The organism is Sphingobacterium sp. UBA6645, assembly GCF_002455685.1.
Lineage (GTDB): Bacteria > Bacteroidota > Bacteroidia > Sphingobacteriales > Sphingobacteriaceae > Sphingobacterium > Sphingobacterium hotanense.
On record NZ_DKLH01000049.1, the window covers coordinates 1 to 16,141 of the forward strand.

Here is a 16,141-nt window from a genome sequence, read left to right on the forward strand (position 1 = left end):
TACAATTTTGAACTATATAGGCGGTAATCATGACGAACCGCGTATAGACTTGTCACTAAACGTCTCCTTTAGCACATTCCGTCTCCCTTTTCATTCAGCACCCTATTTGATCCTGTTACTCCTTTCATCCTTCCTTTCCTGGTTCAAAGACAAATTCCCTTCCTTTCCTGGCTCAAAACAACTTTTCCTCTTCAAACCACATCCCTTGCTGCAGTTCTAAAGTCTAATATCTAACATCTAAAATCTAAAATCTCATCCCCCTTCCCAACAGATGTTGAAAAAAACCGATTGGAATATTAGTTGATTTTCAGATATTTTGGGGATGCGATTTGATATGAAAGTTAATTTTGCCGTACTGTTTTTGTTATTAGGTGCTTTGCTATTCAGTTCTTGTGGTGCTAAGAAGAAATCTACTAGTGGACCGTTGGTAGAAGGTGTTCGACCGAATAAGAATGCTCCGATCAGTGATGCGAGCGACGCTCGTGGGATGGAATACTCGAAAGATAAGTTGGAAAATTATGCTGCACTTTTAGGGGTCAAGCAAAAGGAGCTCGATAATAAAAGTTTGTATTACGTGATTGACGAATGGATGGGAACACCACATCGGATGGGAGGGCTGGACAAGCGCGGTGTGGATTGCTCTGGATTTGTAGGGATGTTGTATCGCAAAGCGTATGGAAAAGATTTGCCGCGTACCTCACGCGATATGGCAGACGTTATCAAACGTAAATATGATAGGCAATTAAAGGAAGGCGATTTGGTGTTTTTCTCTTTCGGAGGTCGAAATATTGACCATGTGGGCATTTACCTGCATAACGATAAGTTTGTGCATGTATCGACACGTAAAGGCGTTATCATTTCCAGTTTGAAGGACGCATGGTACTCGAAATATTTCACGCGCTGCGGGACACCGACAATCTAATGTGAACGTGGATGTGTGAACTCCCAAGTAATGGAATTCTCATATTAGAAATAAAGGTCGCTTTAATGCCTGCAAATCTTTACTTTTGTCCAAATTTTTAAAGACTTGTCATGCAAGATAGAACAAAACGAATATTTATTGCCCTTTGTATCATTATCCCATTCCTGATCTACTGTGTTTATTATTACGCAGGAATGATTAAAAATGCGCCCTACCGTTTTTCTGATTTTGAATCGATAGAATTGGTTTATGGATACCCTGATTCCATGTTAAATCAATATAACTCTAAAACGCATCAATACCAATATTTGACGAAGCAAGGTGAGGTCGTTAAAGATACCCTAAAACTGCGCGATGACGATTTATTATACTTGCACCGCAAAGCAATGGAATTGGGTTATTGGAATGTTGCGGATGATATGACCACTCCGGAGGATAAAAGAACAACCGGGGCGCGAGTTCCGCGTTATAAATTGACCTTCAACTACAAAGAGAAATCCAAGTCGGTGACCTTAGATGCGGACTATGAAGGGGTGCAGAAAATGAAAGATGCTGCGAAGACCACCATTGACGAGGTTTTAAACATGATTGCGACAGCAAAAGCTAGATAATAAGCAAAACTTTATTATTTAATTTTCGCTTAACTATAACTTTACAACATAGCGATACCTTTGAGTCAAGTAATTTGTTTCAATAAATTGTTTGGTGATTTAAAGGTTATTAGGTAAACAAAAAAGAGGTCGACCCCCCATCGGCCTCTTTTATTTTTTATCGCAGTCTATTCCTTGTTTATCCTATACCTATATTGCTTTATTACAATCCTAAATCAATTTTCTTGGTTAATTTCGTTTTAAAGAGGATTTGCCGTGTTTCGATAATTTTCAAGTTGAATGTTTGGATTATTTCTCTACTTTTCCTTTAAAAATTAAATTATGGAAACAAAAATCTCTTCGAAATTCATTGCTGAGCTGATTGGGACTTTCGGTTTAGTATTATTCGGATGTGGTGCGGCAGCAATCGCTGGTGGCGACACGTTAGCACAAACATCTGGATTAGGCTTATTAGGGATCTCATTGGCATTCGGGTTCTCGGTTGTTGTTTTTGCGTATGCGATAGGTGGTATTTCCGGCTGTCATATTAACCCAGCCGTAACTATTGGTGTGCTGGTGTCGGGTCGTATATCGTTTAAAGATGCAATCGTTTACATCATTGCACAGCTGATCGGAGCATTAATCGGAGCTTTTGTGCTGAAAACCGTTCTTTCAGGACAACTTGCGGGCTTTAGTGCAGGTGAATGGGCCTTTGGATCAAACGGATGGGGTAAAGGATATCAGAATGAATATAATATGACGACTGCTTTTATTACAGAGACCGTGTTGACAGCCGTTTTCTTATTTGTTATTTTGGCGACAACATCAAAAGTGGGTAATGGAACGATGGCAGGTTTAGCCATTGGCTTCACACTTGTTTTGATTCACTTATTTGCGATTCCAATTACTGGTACATCTGTGAATCCTGCTCGTAGTTTTGGTCCTGCAGTATTGGCTGGTGGGCAAGCGCTATCGCAGCTGTGGTTGTTTTTTGCAGCTCCGATCTTAGGTGCAATTATTGGCGCGATCCTTTGGAAGGTGACTTATACTGAAGCGAAAGAAGCATAATTTCGACTTTTTAAAAGATTAATTATAATACGAAGCCTCCAAATGGGGGCTTCTTTTTTCTGACAGTTTCCGTCTTCAATGGTCATCAAGAACTTTCATTCCTGTTGTTGTTACCCTCAAAAATGATTATCTTCGCACATGGATAATTTTATTGTTTCTGCACGAAAATACAGGCCGGTTACTTTCGACTCGGTAGTAGGTCAGCAACACATTACCGGAACCCTTAAGAATGCTATTCGCAATAATCAATTGGCGCAGGCATTTTTGTTTTGTGGACCTCGTGGGGTGGGTAAGACGACTTGCGCGCGTATTTTAGCGAAAACAATAAATTGCGAGCAGATTACAGCAGGGAACGAAGCCTGTGGCGAATGTGATAGCTGTAAGTCTTTTCAGAATGGTAATTCTTTCAGTATTCACGAACTTGATGCGGCGTCTAATAACTCCGTAGATGATATCCGATCCTTGATTGACCAAGTTCGTATTCCACCTCAAACCGGAAAGTATAAAATCTATATCATTGATGAGGTGCACATGCTTTCGCAACAAGCTTTCAATGCGTTTCTAAAAACGCTTGAAGAACCGCCTTCCTATGCTATATTTATTTTAGCGACAACGGAGAAACATAAGATTCTTCCGACTATTTTATCGCGTTGTCAAATTTTTGACTTCAACAGGATTAAGGTTGAGGATATGGCGAATCATCTAGCTTCAATTGCTGGCAAAGAGGGGATAACCTTCGAGCCAGACGGGCTACATGTGATTGCTCAGAAAGCAGATGGTGGATTGCGTGATGCCTTATCCATGTTCGATCAAATCGTAAGTTTTTCAAACAAGCAGTTGACCTACAAGGCTGTTATTGATAATCTTAACATTCTCGATTACGACTATTACTTCCAATTGCTGGATGCAATCTATAAACAGGATGCGGCAAATGCACTATTAGTATTTGATTCGATACTGAACAAAGGTTTCGATGGCGGACATTTTATTTCCGGTCTATCAAGCCATATCAGAAACCTACTGGTGACCAAGGATCCATCAACATTAAAGTTGTTAGAGGTTAGTGAGAATGTGAAAAAACGCTACTTGGAGCAGGCTCAGCAATTATCTAGCGGATTGCTGTTATCCGCGTTAAATATCGCCAACCAATGCGAAGTAAACTACCGTACCAGCAAGAACCAACGCTTGCAGGTCGAATTGGCCTTGCTGAAGATGTGCCATATCTCGAGTGCTATCGCACTAGCCCAAAATGGGATACCAGCGCAAGCTGAAGTAAAAAAAAAACTCCCTGAGTCTGGGATAAAGGAGGCGCCGAAAACAACGTCTCCAAGTAATAATCCTAGTCAGTTTACCAGTCCTGTTGCCAAGCAGATTGACAATAACGCATTAGCGACATCCACATCAAATGCAGCTCCTGTAACGGCAGCGGCGACTACTCCTGCTGAAAATTCAACAACAAAATCTAACGAATCGGCCGCGAAGCCAGCGTTCAAGGGTTGGGGGAACTTCAAACCTGCTAATTCACTCCCAAACTTAAATACCATTTTTGACGAGAAGAAAACAAGCGATTCAGACGGTCCCGAACTTGTTGAAGGTTCTGAATACTTAGAGGTTACTCAGAATGCTTTTCTCTCCAAATGGAATATCTTTGCCGAGAAATTAAAAGCGGATAACAAAATCACTCTATTTACGATCATGACGGCGAGCACACCGACATTAAATGGGGTGACGATTGAGGTAGAAGTAGAGAACGCGGTACAATCCGATCAATTGAAGCTAGGTAAGATCGATATTTTGAACTTCCTTCGTGTAGAGCTTCGAAACTTCGCTTTGGATTTGAACGTCGTGATGGTGGAGAAAACGAAAGATCGTAAGCCGTACACCGCTCAGGAGAAATATCAAGCGATGGTTGCCAAAAATCCACTTTTAGAAGAATTGCGAAAAACCTTTGATTTAGGACTAAGTTAATCGATATCTTTTCTACTTTTGTACTTTCCTGACTTATCAATGTATAAGTTAGGTATCTATATTTAAAATAATTCAGCAAATGCAACAATTTCAACGCAGGGAAAGACCCGAAAAGAGAGAGACTAACCAAATGGTATTTGGTATTCGTGCCGTTATGGAAGCTATCGATAGTGGACGAGAAATCGAGTCGTTGTTTGTACAACGTGGTTTGTCGGGGACTTTGTTTGCGGAATTTAAAGCGCTGATTAAAGAGCATAATATCGCTTACCAACAGGTTCCTATCGAAAAATTGAACCGTATCACAAAAAAGAATCATCAAGGAATCATCGCTGTAATATCTCCGATCATTTATCAGAATATCGAAGATTTCCTTCCTGTCATTTATGAAAAAGGGGAAACGCCATTGCTGTTAATGTTAGACGGTGTTACGGATGTGCGAAATATGGGCGCTATTGCTCGTACGGCAGAATGTGCGGGGGTGCATGCGATTATAGTTCCAAAGAAAGGGTCTGCAGAAATCAACCCTGATGCGATCAAGACGTCTGCAGGAGCATTGTTCAAGATTCCGGTCTGTCGTCATGATTCATTGAGCAAGACTGCTAAGTTTTTGATTGATTCTGGCGTGCAGCTTGTTGTCAGTACAGAAAAAACGAAGGAATCTATTTATGATGTAGATTATACTGGTCCTTCCTGTGTTATTATGGGTGCTGAAGATGTCGGTGTATCGGATGACCTGATCCGCATTTCAGATAAATTGGCTAAGATTCCGATGTTCGGTGAGATTGGTTCATTGAATGTTTCCGTTTCGGCTGCGGTTGTTATCTACGAGGCAATTCGCCAACGCAACATAGACTAACATTGGTTCACAAAATCAAAAGATCGATTAACCGTCACTATCGGGTCTACCGCTACGTCATGTATAAGGAGACTCTGGTTGATGTTCGGGAGCATTTCTGGTCTTTTGTTGGCGCCTTTGTTGGTATAGGTATCATCGCGTATTTACAATCCTTACAACTTCCGGCTTTAGAGAATATCTTTCTGATAGGATCTTTTGGTGCCTCGGCTGTTTTGGTCTACGGTGCGATCCAAAGTCCCTTAGCGCAGCCTAGAAACCTAATCGGCGGCCATGTAGTCTCCGCATTAGTAGGAGTGACGGTAGGGAAGCTGTTGCCTGATGTGATTTGGCTAACGGCTCCTTTGGCTGTTGCCCTTTCGATTGTGTTTATGCAGATTACCAAAACATTGCATCCTCCGGGAGGTGCCACAGCATTGATTGCGGTTAGCTCAGGTACAAAGATCGCTAGTATGGGCTATATGTATGTGCTTTCTCCTGTGTTCACTGGCGCTTTAATCTTATTCCTAGTTGCCCTTCTATTTAACAATGTGACCAAGAAGCGTCACTATCCCGTGAAAGCGTCTAGATTACGTAAGTCCCGTCGCAGTCAATTAAGTAGGCGATTTAAAGCGGGTGCTTAATTCCGAATTTATGGGTTGTAAAAAAGCTGTACCTAGTTTCCTAGATACAGCTTTTCAAATTATTTTTGAGATTTATTATTCAATATTCTTTGTACCGTTGGCTTCTTTTTCTTTTCGGAGGACAGAATTTTTGTATCCGTAAGCAAAGTAGAATGCTACGCCAATCGCCATCCAAATACCTAGACGCTCCCAGCTTTCGATTGGAAGTCCAGCCATCATCAATACACAAACTAGAATTCCTAAGATAGGAACTAACGGTACCAACGGTGTTCTAAATGGACGTTCAATTTCGGGATTCGTTTTTCTCAACACCAATATTCCCACACATACTAGCGTAAATGCAAATAAGGTCCCGATACTTACCATATGTCCCAGGTCGGATACCGGTACAAAACCTGCGAAAATACTCACAAATATCATGAAGATGGCATTGGTTTTCCATGGTGTTTGACGTTTTGATAAGTCGGAAAAGAATTTTGGCAATAAACCATCCTTACTCATGGAGTAGAATACACGGCTTTGGCCTAATAGCATTACGAGGATAACGGATGTATATCCGGCGATGATGGTCACGATCATTGCGGTATTTAAAAAGTGGTATCCTGTTTTTGCGAAGGCGGTCGCAACCGGTTTGGCATCACCGCTGAAAGCTGTGTAAGGTGCTAAACCTGTCATCACATAAGAGAAAAGTACATATAGAACAGTACAAATAATCAAGGAGCCGATGATTCCGATCGGCATATCTTTCTTCGGATTTTTTGCTTCCTGTGCTGCAGTACTTACGGCATCAAAACCGATAAACGCAAAGAAAACTACACCCGCTGCCTGTAGAATGCCTGTCCAGCCATAATGTCCTCGATAGTCGGATCCCCAGAAATCCCAAAAACCCATAGTCCCTTGTTTCACCATTTCCTCGCCTTCATTTGTTGGGATAAATGGCGTGTGGTTTGAGGGCTCGATAAATTGCCAGCCTAAAACGATGAACAGAAGAACGACGCCGACCTTCAGAATAACTAAGATGTTATTCACCGCAGACGATTCTTGTGTTCCACGCATCAACAGGAGCGATAATAGGCAGACGATAACAATTGCCGGAAGATTGATCATTCCGCCTTCAAAAGGGCCTGCAAGGAGGTTTGGTGGTATATGTATGCCTACCATGAGCAAAAGCTCATTGAAATATTGTGACCAACTTACTGCGACGGTGGCTGCGGCTAAAGCATATTCAAGTACCAAGTCCCATCCGATGATCCAAGCCATAAATTCGCCCATGGTTGCATATGAATAGGTATAGGCGCTTCCTGCGACAGGAATCATCGATGCGAATTCGGCATAGCATAAGCCAGCGAAAGCACAGCCAACGGCTGCGATAATAAAGGATAGCATTACTGCGGGGCCGGCATGATCTGCGGCGGCAATACCCGTTAAAGAAAAAAGTCCCGCTCCGATGATTGCGCCAATTCCTAAGGCGATCAATCCCGTGCTGGACAATGTTCTCTTTAATGTTCCTTCACCACTTTGTTCTGCTTCGGAAATTAATTTCGAAATTGATTTTTTATACCACATAAATTTAGATAAGATAATTAACGGTTCAAACCTACAAAAAAATTAAAGATTTCTTCAAATCCTTAACAAATTATCAGATATAGCGAATAATCGTTGAATAATCAACTAATATTTGCTCAATATATTATCATTTGTTTGTTTTACTTGTTGAATGTGGAATCATATTCTTTAGATATTATTTTCTGCCAAATATTATTTTAAAATAATTTAGCAGATACCGTTCCTTTACACTCAATAAGTGTTGCTTCTTTTATATAAAACCGCTTTTAAGCTAGTTTAATGTACGTTTATAGACCGGTGGAAAGCAATTGAATTGGTTAGTTTTCCTTGCATGTTTTGCTAAAACGACTATGCAATTAAAGGATATTCGGCTACATTTCAAATATTTATTTTCATAAAACATTGACTTTTAGGAATAACTAATTATTTTTCTTATCTTTGCACCGCCTTAGGCAATTGTGCCTATTGTATAATTTATTTCATGAACCCATTTTTAGAACTGGGGATCCGTCATGAGATTGTTAATGCCATCACTGAGTTAGGTTTTGAAAAACCTTCTCCCATCCAGGAAAAAGCCATTCCTGTGTTACTGACTGGTAACGACGATTTTGTCGGATTAGCCCAAACAGGTACTGGAAAGACTGCGGCATTTGGTCTTCCTCTATTAGAACAACTAGACTTTTCATTCAATCAACCTCAAGCATTGGTATTGTGTCCTACGCGTGAGCTATGTTTGCAAATCGCAAAAGACCTAGAGAAGTATGCCAAAAATTTAGACAATGTTCATGTAGTTGCCGTTTATGGTGGTGCGAACATTGGCGACCAGCTACGTCAGATCCGTCGTGGAGTACAGATCGTAGTAGCAACACCTGGTCGTATGCTTGATATCATCGGCCGTAATGCCATCGACTTCTCGCAAGTGAAGTACGTTGTGCTTGACGAAGCTGATGAGATGTTGAACATGGGATTCCAAGAAGACATCAACAATATTCTATCAGAAACTCCAGCTGATAAAAAAACTTGGTTATTCTCTGCAACAATGCCTCGTGAGGTTCGTCGTATTGCCCAAAATTACATGACCGATCCGGTTGAGTTGACAGTGGGTACAAAGAATACAGGTAATGAAAATATCGAACACCAGTATTTCTTAATCAAAGCAAAAGATAAGTATGCTGCGTTCAAACGTATTGTAGATTACTATCCAGAGATTTTTGGTATTGTTTTCTGTCGTACGAAGATCGAAACGCAAGAGATTGCTGAAGCTTTAATTAAAGATGGTTACAATGCTGACTCATTGCACGGTGACTTATCACAACAACAACGTGATAAAGTGATGAAGCGCTATCGCGAACGCAACTTACAACTATTAATTGCTACTGACGTTGCAGCACGTGGTATCGACGTAAATGATGTTACGCACGTTATCAACTACTCTCTTCCTGATGAGGTTGAAAACTATACGCACCGTTCAGGTCGTACAGCTCGTGCCGGTAAAACAGGTATCTCGATTTCATTAATCAATGTGAAAGAGATGAGCAAAATTCGTCACATCGAGAAGATCATTGGTAAGTCTTTCGAACGCAAACAAGTTCCACAAGGAACAGAAGTGTGTGAGAAACAATTATTCGCTCTTGTTGACAAAGTACACAATGTAGAAGTTCAAGAAGATCAAATTAATGCATTCCTTCCTCAAATCTTAGAGAGTCTTCAAGACTTGACAAAAGAAGAAGTAGTGAAAAGATTTGCTTCGTTAGAATTCAATAGATTCTTAAACTATTACAAAGATGCTCCAGATTTGAATATCGAAGCGCGTGAATCTTCTAGAGGTGATCGTGATAGAGATAGAGATGGTGGTGGTCGTCGTACTTCTAAAGGTTTTACTCGTTTGTTCATTAACTTAGGTTCAGTAGACGAGTTCAGCCGCGGTGAAATGTTAGGTTTCATTTGTAATAACAGTAAGATCTCTGGAAAATCAATTGGTAAGATTGACCTTAAAGGCGTATTCACTTTCTTCGAAGTGGAAGATGGCGAGGTTAATAAAGTATTCCAAGGTTTCCAAGGTGTTAATTACAACGGAAGAGGCGTACGTATTGAAGTTTCGGGTGAAGGAAGATCTGACAGAGGATCATCAAACGGTCGTAGCCGTGGTGGTAGATCTTCAGACAGAAATTCTGGAGGCGGACGTGGAGATAGAAGAGATCGTGGTAGATCGAACGGCGGAGGTGGTTTCCGCGACTTCTCCGGAAAACGTAGAGAATCGAAAAGTAGATATTAATAAGAAGGAGGCTGTTCAAACGAACAGCCTCTTTTTTTTGGGAAAGTGTCTGTTTCAAAGGCCATCAAGAAACTTTCATGGCTCTTGGTTTTTCAATGAAAACATGAAAGTTTTTATGCAATTGTCTGTTTTAAAAAATCATCAAATGCATCATTGCTGCCGATGTTGAAAGAACGCCATAAATGCTTTGAGTAGCATTTTTTTAACCGCTAACAAGGCGTCTGTTGCTTTCACTATTTCCCTAGAATGATTAATTAGCTATCATTTAATCATTAGGGAAACGGCTTTAAAATGTTCTAAGTGTATACAATGAGAAGGGGCTGTCCTTTGGACAGCCCCTCTCTATTGTGTTTGTAGTTTTAGTTATTCCTAGTAAAGGGTAAACTCAACACGTCTGTTTTGTTGACGGCCTTCTGCAGTTTTGTTTGTAGCGATAGGCTGGTTTGGACCATAACCTGTAGCTTCAATGCGAGAAGCGTTAGCACCTTTAGATACTAAGTAAGATTTTACAGATTCAGCACGCTCTTTCGATAAACGTAAGTTAGTTTGCATTGAACCTGTGTTGTCCGTGTGACCAGCTAATTTCAAGCTGAAGTTTTTCTCGATCAATAAAGCAGCAACTCTGTTTAATGATTCGTAAGAAGTTGAACGGATTGTCGCTTTACCTAAGTCGAATTCTAAGTTTTTGATTGCTTCATCAACTACTTTTTTATCTTCTTCGGAAACTACGATTTTCTCAACAACTTTAGTTTCATGTTTGATTTCAGGAAGAGGACATCCAGCACCATCCACTTTTACACCAGCTGGAGTATTTGGACATTTGTCGAATTTGTTAGCAACACCGTCGCCATCATCATCATTCAAATCGCTGCTGATACCTGCTAATTCTGATTTTAAAGCTTCGTTAGATGCTACTAATGCATCGCGCTCTGCTTTTAACTCATCATATTTCTTAACTAAAGTACCTACTGGGTTACTATTACCTAAGTAGGGTTTGCTGCCATCACCAAGAGCGATTTCTAAACCAGCGTGTGCATACGAGAATAAGTCATTCTTGTATTGACCTGCAGGAACACCATCGAAGTCTTGGTTAGCCCAGTTTAACTGGTATCCTAAGTCGATGTTGATTCCTTTAGCAACTGCAAATTTGAAACCTGCGTCGATAGGAACGTATAATTTTGTTTGTGAGTCAGCAGTTGATGCAGTTCCGTCAACTGTAGTCGTTGTTTCGAAGTTTAAAGCACCAAGACCAATCGAAGCGTAAGGCTTGATAATGCTGTTAAAGAATCTCCAGTTAGTGTTCGCTAAAGTGAACTCTCCTGATAATGCAGCTGACCAAGGCATTTTTGTTTCGAATGCTGATACTGTACCTGCAGCGGCATTTTCATTTGTTCCTGAAACTTTACCACCTAGGTACTGTGCTTTAATACCGAAAGAAGGGGAAATTTGTTTTTTGATGTAGGCACTGTATCCTACGTTGTGGTCTAACTTGTCAAATCCAGCTCTGTTGAAACCGAAGATGTTAGATTGGTTTAATAATCCCGCGTTCACTCCAATCGACCAAGTTCTGTATTCTGATGATGATCCAAGAGGTGTAGTTCCCTCTACTGTTGTTGTGTTTTGTTGAGCAAAAGCTGTTGAGGTAATAAGACCTGCTACAGCAAATAGGCTAGCTTTTTTTAAGTAGTTTGTTTTCATGTGACTAAATTTTACACTTGCTATCGGTTAGGCAAATTTGTTGCCAAAACTTGCGTTTTGGCAACAAAGGTTGTAAAATTTGTAGCTTGTTGTAGCTGTATTAGTCTTTTTGAGGAAGTACGCGTGCGAAGAAGGTAGGTAATTTAATGTCAAACGCAAGTTTCTTAACTACGTTTGATTCAGTGAGTTGACGGAATACGCTCTTACGGCTTTTTGTTAATAAAAGAATGTCAACCTGCTCATCAATTAATACGGAAGTTACGGCTTGTGCGACACTTTCTTTTTGACGCATAAATAATGATTGTGGTTTAATGATGTAGGTAATATCAGATATGCCTAGCTCATTTTCTATACGGTTTATGAAGTTTTTGAAATCAGCATCAATATCTTTTATTTCTCTATCTTTCACATTGACGTGAATCAATACCAACTCAAAGTCTTTTTTGAATAGTGGGAATGACTGGCTTAAGCATGTTAATTCCGCATCTTTAAAATTACATAATAAGGCTACGCGATCCTTTTTAAGTTTGGTAGCATCTAAAGGAACTGCTAGGAGCGGGGTTCTTGTGTTCAGGATCGTATCATAGGTGTTGCTTCCAATAAATATAGCTTCCATTCCTGATGAGCCCTTTGTACCCATAACAACGGCGTCGTAAGATTCCGCATTAGTGATTTTTTTGATTTCATCGTATAAATTACCGTCGCGGAAAATTGCAGTAGACTGAACTCCTGGATAATTCTTTTCGATATCTGCGATGATATTTTTCATGTCTCGCTCTGCCATCGGTACGCGAGGATCTTTCAAAGAAGGATCATTTTGAGCATTTATATAAATGTTAGTATGATCTGCAAATACATGCAGTAAGTCTAATGACTGTCCTGATTCTTGTGCGATCTGGCATGCATATTCTACAGCAACGGCTGAGTATTCCGAAAAATCTATAGGTATTAATAATTTGCTCATGATTTCAATATGTTGAATGTTATATTTTGTCAAAAAATGCGGGTTTGTTTATTTCTAGTGCGATAGCCTTCGATACGGAACTTGTAAATAAGCGCTCGAAAAATGTCTTGCGACTCGGAGTGACCAGAATAACGTCTGGATTAATATCTTGAATTAATTTTTCAACGACCTCTGATACAGTATCCAACTCTTCATCGTCTTTCTGTATCGGTTCGGCATAGCTGCTGACCTGATCGACCTGGGTCATTTCCTTAATGTTGTATGCCCAGTTATTCAACGTGTCCATTACGTTTTCTCTTTTTTGGCTGGCCTTGTAGACGTGTATAAGTGAAAGGGATTTCGTTTCATCGACAAGGCGAAGGTATTCTTTCAATGTGTCCAACTCTTCATGCTTGAAGTTTGTTAACAAGGCGATATGATTGCTCTCAAAGTGATATTCTTCATTTGGAACAACGACTACCGGAATACTTGACTTTGCGGCAACAGCCATGGTTGTGCTGCCCCAATAAACAGATTTTGCTTTGCTCGCCCCTGATGCCCCCATAATAATCAGGTCGAACATCCCCGAATTCGACATCTCGGCAAGCTTATCTACGATTAAAGCTCTAGAGCATTCGATGTAAAAATCCACTGCTGGAAATTGATCTACCAATTTATCTTTTAGCTCCGCGATCAAAAGGTCTGCTTTTAAGATAGGATCTGTTAGATCGTCGTCAATACTGTCGCCTACAGAGGAGGTTGTATAACAGTGGAGCAACATGATACCGGCATTTCTTTTTGTAGCGAGTTCACAGGCGTATAGAGCGGCAAATTCCGAGTTTTTGGAAAAATCGGTAGGGACAATAATCGTCATCTTTTTGATTTATTGAGTTGTTCTTTATTAAGAATATAAATTTACTAAAAATATCGGTGATAATGACAAAAGTTGGTTTTTAAGACTCTTTTAACGTCAATTTTGAGTAAGTTTGCAAGTAAAATATTTACGAAATAGATGACTAGCAGAGAAATACGCCAGGCTTTTTTAGATTTTTTCAAGAGTAAGGGACATCAGATCGTTCCATCCGCTCCTGTGGTAGTGAAAAACGACCCTACATTAATGTTCACGAATGCTGGTATGAACCAGTTTAAGGACTTGTTTTTAGGAGAGGCCGCAATCAAATATCCGCGTGTGGCGGACACACAACGATGTCTTCGTGTTTCTGGTAAACATAATGACTTAGAGGAGGTGGGAATTGATACCTATCACCATACCTTGTTTGAGATGCTTGGAAACTGGTCATTTGGCGATTATTTCAAAAAAGAAGCAATTGAATGGGCTTGGGAACTTCTGACAGAGGTTTTCAAACTGGATAAAGACCGTCTTTATGTAACGATTTTTGAGGGTGATGCGACAGAGGGTTTACAACGCGATTTAGAGGCTTTCGATCTATGGAAGGCATTAATTGCTGAGGACAGAATTCTATTAGGAAATAAGAAGGATAATTTCTGGGAGATGGGCGACACAGGACCATGTGGACCATGTTCGGAAATTCATTACGATATGCGTTCCGACGAAGAGCGTGCGAAAGTAAAAGGTCAGGACTTAGTGAATGCGGACGATCCGCAGGTTATTGAGATCTGGAACCTGGTATTTATGCAATTCAATCGTCTTAAAGATAAATCTTTAAAGGCACTCCCTGCGAAGCATGTGGACACAGGAATGGGCTTCGAGCGTTTGGTCCGTTGCATTCAAGGCAAGACATCTAACTACGATACGGATGTTTTTCAACCATTGATCCATTATATTGCGGAAAAATCAGGTATCGCTTATGGTACTGATGAGAAAACGGATATCGCTATGCGCGTATTGTCAGATCATATCCGTGCGGTAAGTTTTGCTATCGCCGACGGACAATTACCTTCGAATAATAAAGCCGGCTATGTGATTCGTCGTATCCTAAGACGCGCTGTTCGTTATGCTTATACATTTTTGAATTTTAAATCACCGTTTATCCATGAGTTGGTTCCGGTATTAGCGGAGCAATTTAAAGGGGTATTTGATGAACTTTATAGTCAGCAAGATTTTGTTGAGAAAGTTGTTCTGGAAGAAGAGGTTTCTTTTCTACGTACTTTGACGACAGGTATTCAGCGATTTGAGAACTACGTTGTTAATCAATCTTCCATCGACGGTAATTTCGCATTCGAATTATTCGATACATATGGATTCCCGATAGACTTAACGGAGCTACTTGCTCGTGAGCAAGGCTTGACAGTGGATATGACAGGTTTTGAGCAGGCATTGTTCGCGCAGAAGGAACGCTCGCGCGCCGCTACTGCAATTGATACGGGCGATTGGGTTATTGTATCAGATAATCAGGATACCGATTTTGTAGGTTATGATGTTTTAACGGCGCAAACAGAGATCGTGAAGTACCGCAAAGTTTCTGCTAAGGGAAAAGATCAGTTTCAATTGGTATTATCAGAAACGCCGTTCTATGCTGAAGGTGGTGGTCAGGTCGGAGATACTGGGTATCTTCGTTCGTTAGACACGAATGAGAAGATTTCTATTGTTGACACTAAAAAGGAAAACGGTCTTATCATTCACTTCGTCAATCAATTACCGACCGTATTAACTGGTGAGTTTGAGGCTGTCGTGAATGCCGGAAAGCGTAAAGACACGGAAGCGAATCACTCCGCAACACACTTATTACATGCTGCATTGAAGCAAGTATTGGGTGAGCATGTTAATCAAAAAGGCTCGTTAGTTTCGCCGGATGTCTTGCGATTTGATATATCTCATTTTGCGAAAATGACCTATGAGGAGATCAAAGAGGTAGAAGATATTGTTAATGCGAAGATTCGCGAGGATATTTCCTTGAAGGAAGAACGTAATGTACCTTATCAACAGGCTATAGAATCTGGAGTAACAGCATTATTCGGTGAGAAATATGGAGATCACGTCCGTGTAATTACCTTTGATGATAAATATTCTAAGGAGCTTTGTGGCGGTACGCACGTTCGGGCTACTGGACAAATTGGTTTCTTTAAGATAGTTTCTGAATCGGCAGTGGCTGCCGGTGTTCGTCGTATCGAGGCGATCACAGGAACGAAAGCACAGCAGGTAATCCGTGAATACTTTGAGCTGGTGGACAACATGAAGGGGATTTTAAATAATCCTAAAGACTTCGTTTCTGCGATGAGCAAAATCATTGATGAGAATAGTGCATTGCGTAAAGAAATCGAGAAAAGTATTACAGAGAAATCATTGAAGATGCGTGCGGAATTAGAATCTAAGTTCGAGCGTATCGGTGAAATCAACTTCTTATCTGCAATTGTTGATCTGCCAAACCCTGATGCGGTTAAGACCTTAGCATTCGCTTTGAAAGGAGCTGTCAATAATCTATTCCTAGTGTTAGGAGCAAATTTTGATGGTAAACCAAGTTTGACGGTTATGATTTCTGACGAAATAGCGAAATCAAATAATTTAAATGCCGGTAATATCGTACGCGAGCTGGCAAAAGATATCCAAGGTGGTGGAGGTGGTCAGCCGTTTTTCGCAACCGCAGGAGGAAAGAATAGTGCTGGTTTGCAAACAGCGATTGACCGTGCGAGAGAATTTGTAAAGTAAAAAATAG

The 16,141-nt window shown here is 40.5% G+C and carries 12 protein-coding genes; 8 read left to right on the forward strand and 4 right to left on the reverse strand.

Features of this window, described 5'->3' with window-relative positions; genetic code table 11:
* The first annotated feature begins 334 nt into the window (after positions 1-334).
* The 6 genes from B2400_RS09375 to B2400_RS09400 all read left to right on the forward strand — a co-directional run bounded on the left by B2400_RS09375 (position 335) and on the right by B2400_RS09400 (position 6,024).
* Positions 335-922, forward strand: coding sequence for a C40 family peptidase (locus B2400_RS09375; RefSeq protein WP_293932901.1), 588 nt, complete (start codon positions 335-337; stop codon positions 920-922).
* A gap of 110 nt (positions 923-1,032) precedes the next feature.
* Positions 1,033-1,533: a hypothetical protein gene (locus B2400_RS09380; RefSeq protein ID WP_246172487.1), complete on the forward strand. Its 501-nt coding sequence runs from the start codon at positions 1,033-1,035 to the stop codon at positions 1,531-1,533.
* A gap of 321 nt (positions 1,534-1,854) precedes the next feature.
* Positions 1,855-2,580, forward strand: a complete 726-nt coding sequence (locus B2400_RS09385; protein ID WP_349681681.1) for an MIP family channel protein — start codon at positions 1,855-1,857, stop codon at positions 2,578-2,580.
* Between the two features lie 138 nt (positions 2,581-2,718).
* Positions 2,719-4,548, forward strand: coding sequence for a DNA polymerase III subunit gamma/tau (locus tag B2400_RS09390; RefSeq protein ID WP_286651693.1), 1,830 nt, complete (start codon positions 2,719-2,721; stop codon positions 4,546-4,548).
* A 79-nt stretch (positions 4,549-4,627) separates the two neighbouring features.
* On the forward strand, positions 4,628-5,404 hold the full coding sequence (rlmB, locus tag B2400_RS09395; RefSeq protein ID WP_293932904.1) for a 23S rRNA (guanosine(2251)-2'-O)-methyltransferase RlmB: 777 nt from the start codon (positions 4,628-4,630) through the stop codon (positions 5,402-5,404).
* A gap of 59 nt (positions 5,405-5,463) precedes the next feature.
* Complete coding sequence (locus tag B2400_RS09400) at positions 5,464-6,024, forward strand: HPP family protein (protein ID WP_286651695.1); 561 nt, start codon at positions 5,464-5,466, stop codon at positions 6,022-6,024.
* Positions 6,025-6,099: 75 nt separating this feature from the next.
* Here the strand turns inward: B2400_RS09400 and B2400_RS09405 are convergent, their stop codons facing one another.
* Complete coding sequence (locus B2400_RS09405) at positions 6,100-7,590, reverse strand: amino acid permease (protein WP_286651696.1); 1,491 nt, start codon at positions 7,588-7,590, stop codon at positions 6,100-6,102.
* A gap of 481 nt (positions 7,591-8,071) precedes the next feature.
* Here B2400_RS09405 and B2400_RS09410 point away from each other — a divergent pair, with 481 nt between their 5' ends.
* Entirely contained in the window at positions 8,072-9,865 is a 1,794-nt protein-coding gene (locus tag B2400_RS09410; protein WP_149525277.1) for a DEAD/DEAH box helicase, read from the forward strand.
* Positions 9,866-10,234: 369 nt separating this feature from the next.
* Here the strand turns inward: B2400_RS09410 and B2400_RS09415 are convergent, their stop codons facing one another.
* From B2400_RS09415 to B2400_RS09425, 3 genes are all read right to left on the reverse strand, one after another.
* Entirely contained in the window at positions 10,235-11,563 is a 1,329-nt protein-coding gene (locus B2400_RS09415; RefSeq protein WP_286651697.1) for an OmpA family protein, read from the reverse strand.
* 100 nt (positions 11,564-11,663) lie between these two features.
* The gene (locus tag B2400_RS09420; RefSeq protein WP_286651698.1) at positions 11,664-12,527 is read right to left on the reverse strand and encodes a universal stress protein; all 864 of its coding nucleotides are present in this window, start codon (positions 12,525-12,527) and stop codon (positions 11,664-11,666) included.
* A gap of 19 nt (positions 12,528-12,546) precedes the next feature.
* On the reverse strand, positions 12,547-13,380 hold the full coding sequence (locus B2400_RS09425) for a universal stress protein (RefSeq protein ID WP_286651699.1): 834 nt from the start codon (positions 13,378-13,380) through the stop codon (positions 12,547-12,549).
* Between the two features lie 138 nt (positions 13,381-13,518).
* Here B2400_RS09425 and alaS point away from each other — a divergent pair, with 138 nt between their 5' ends.
* Positions 13,519-16,134: an alanine--tRNA ligase gene (gene alaS / locus B2400_RS09430; RefSeq protein WP_286651700.1), complete on the forward strand. Its 2,616-nt coding sequence runs from the start codon at positions 13,519-13,521 to the stop codon at positions 16,132-16,134.
* Positions 16,135-16,141: the final 7 nt, after the last annotated feature.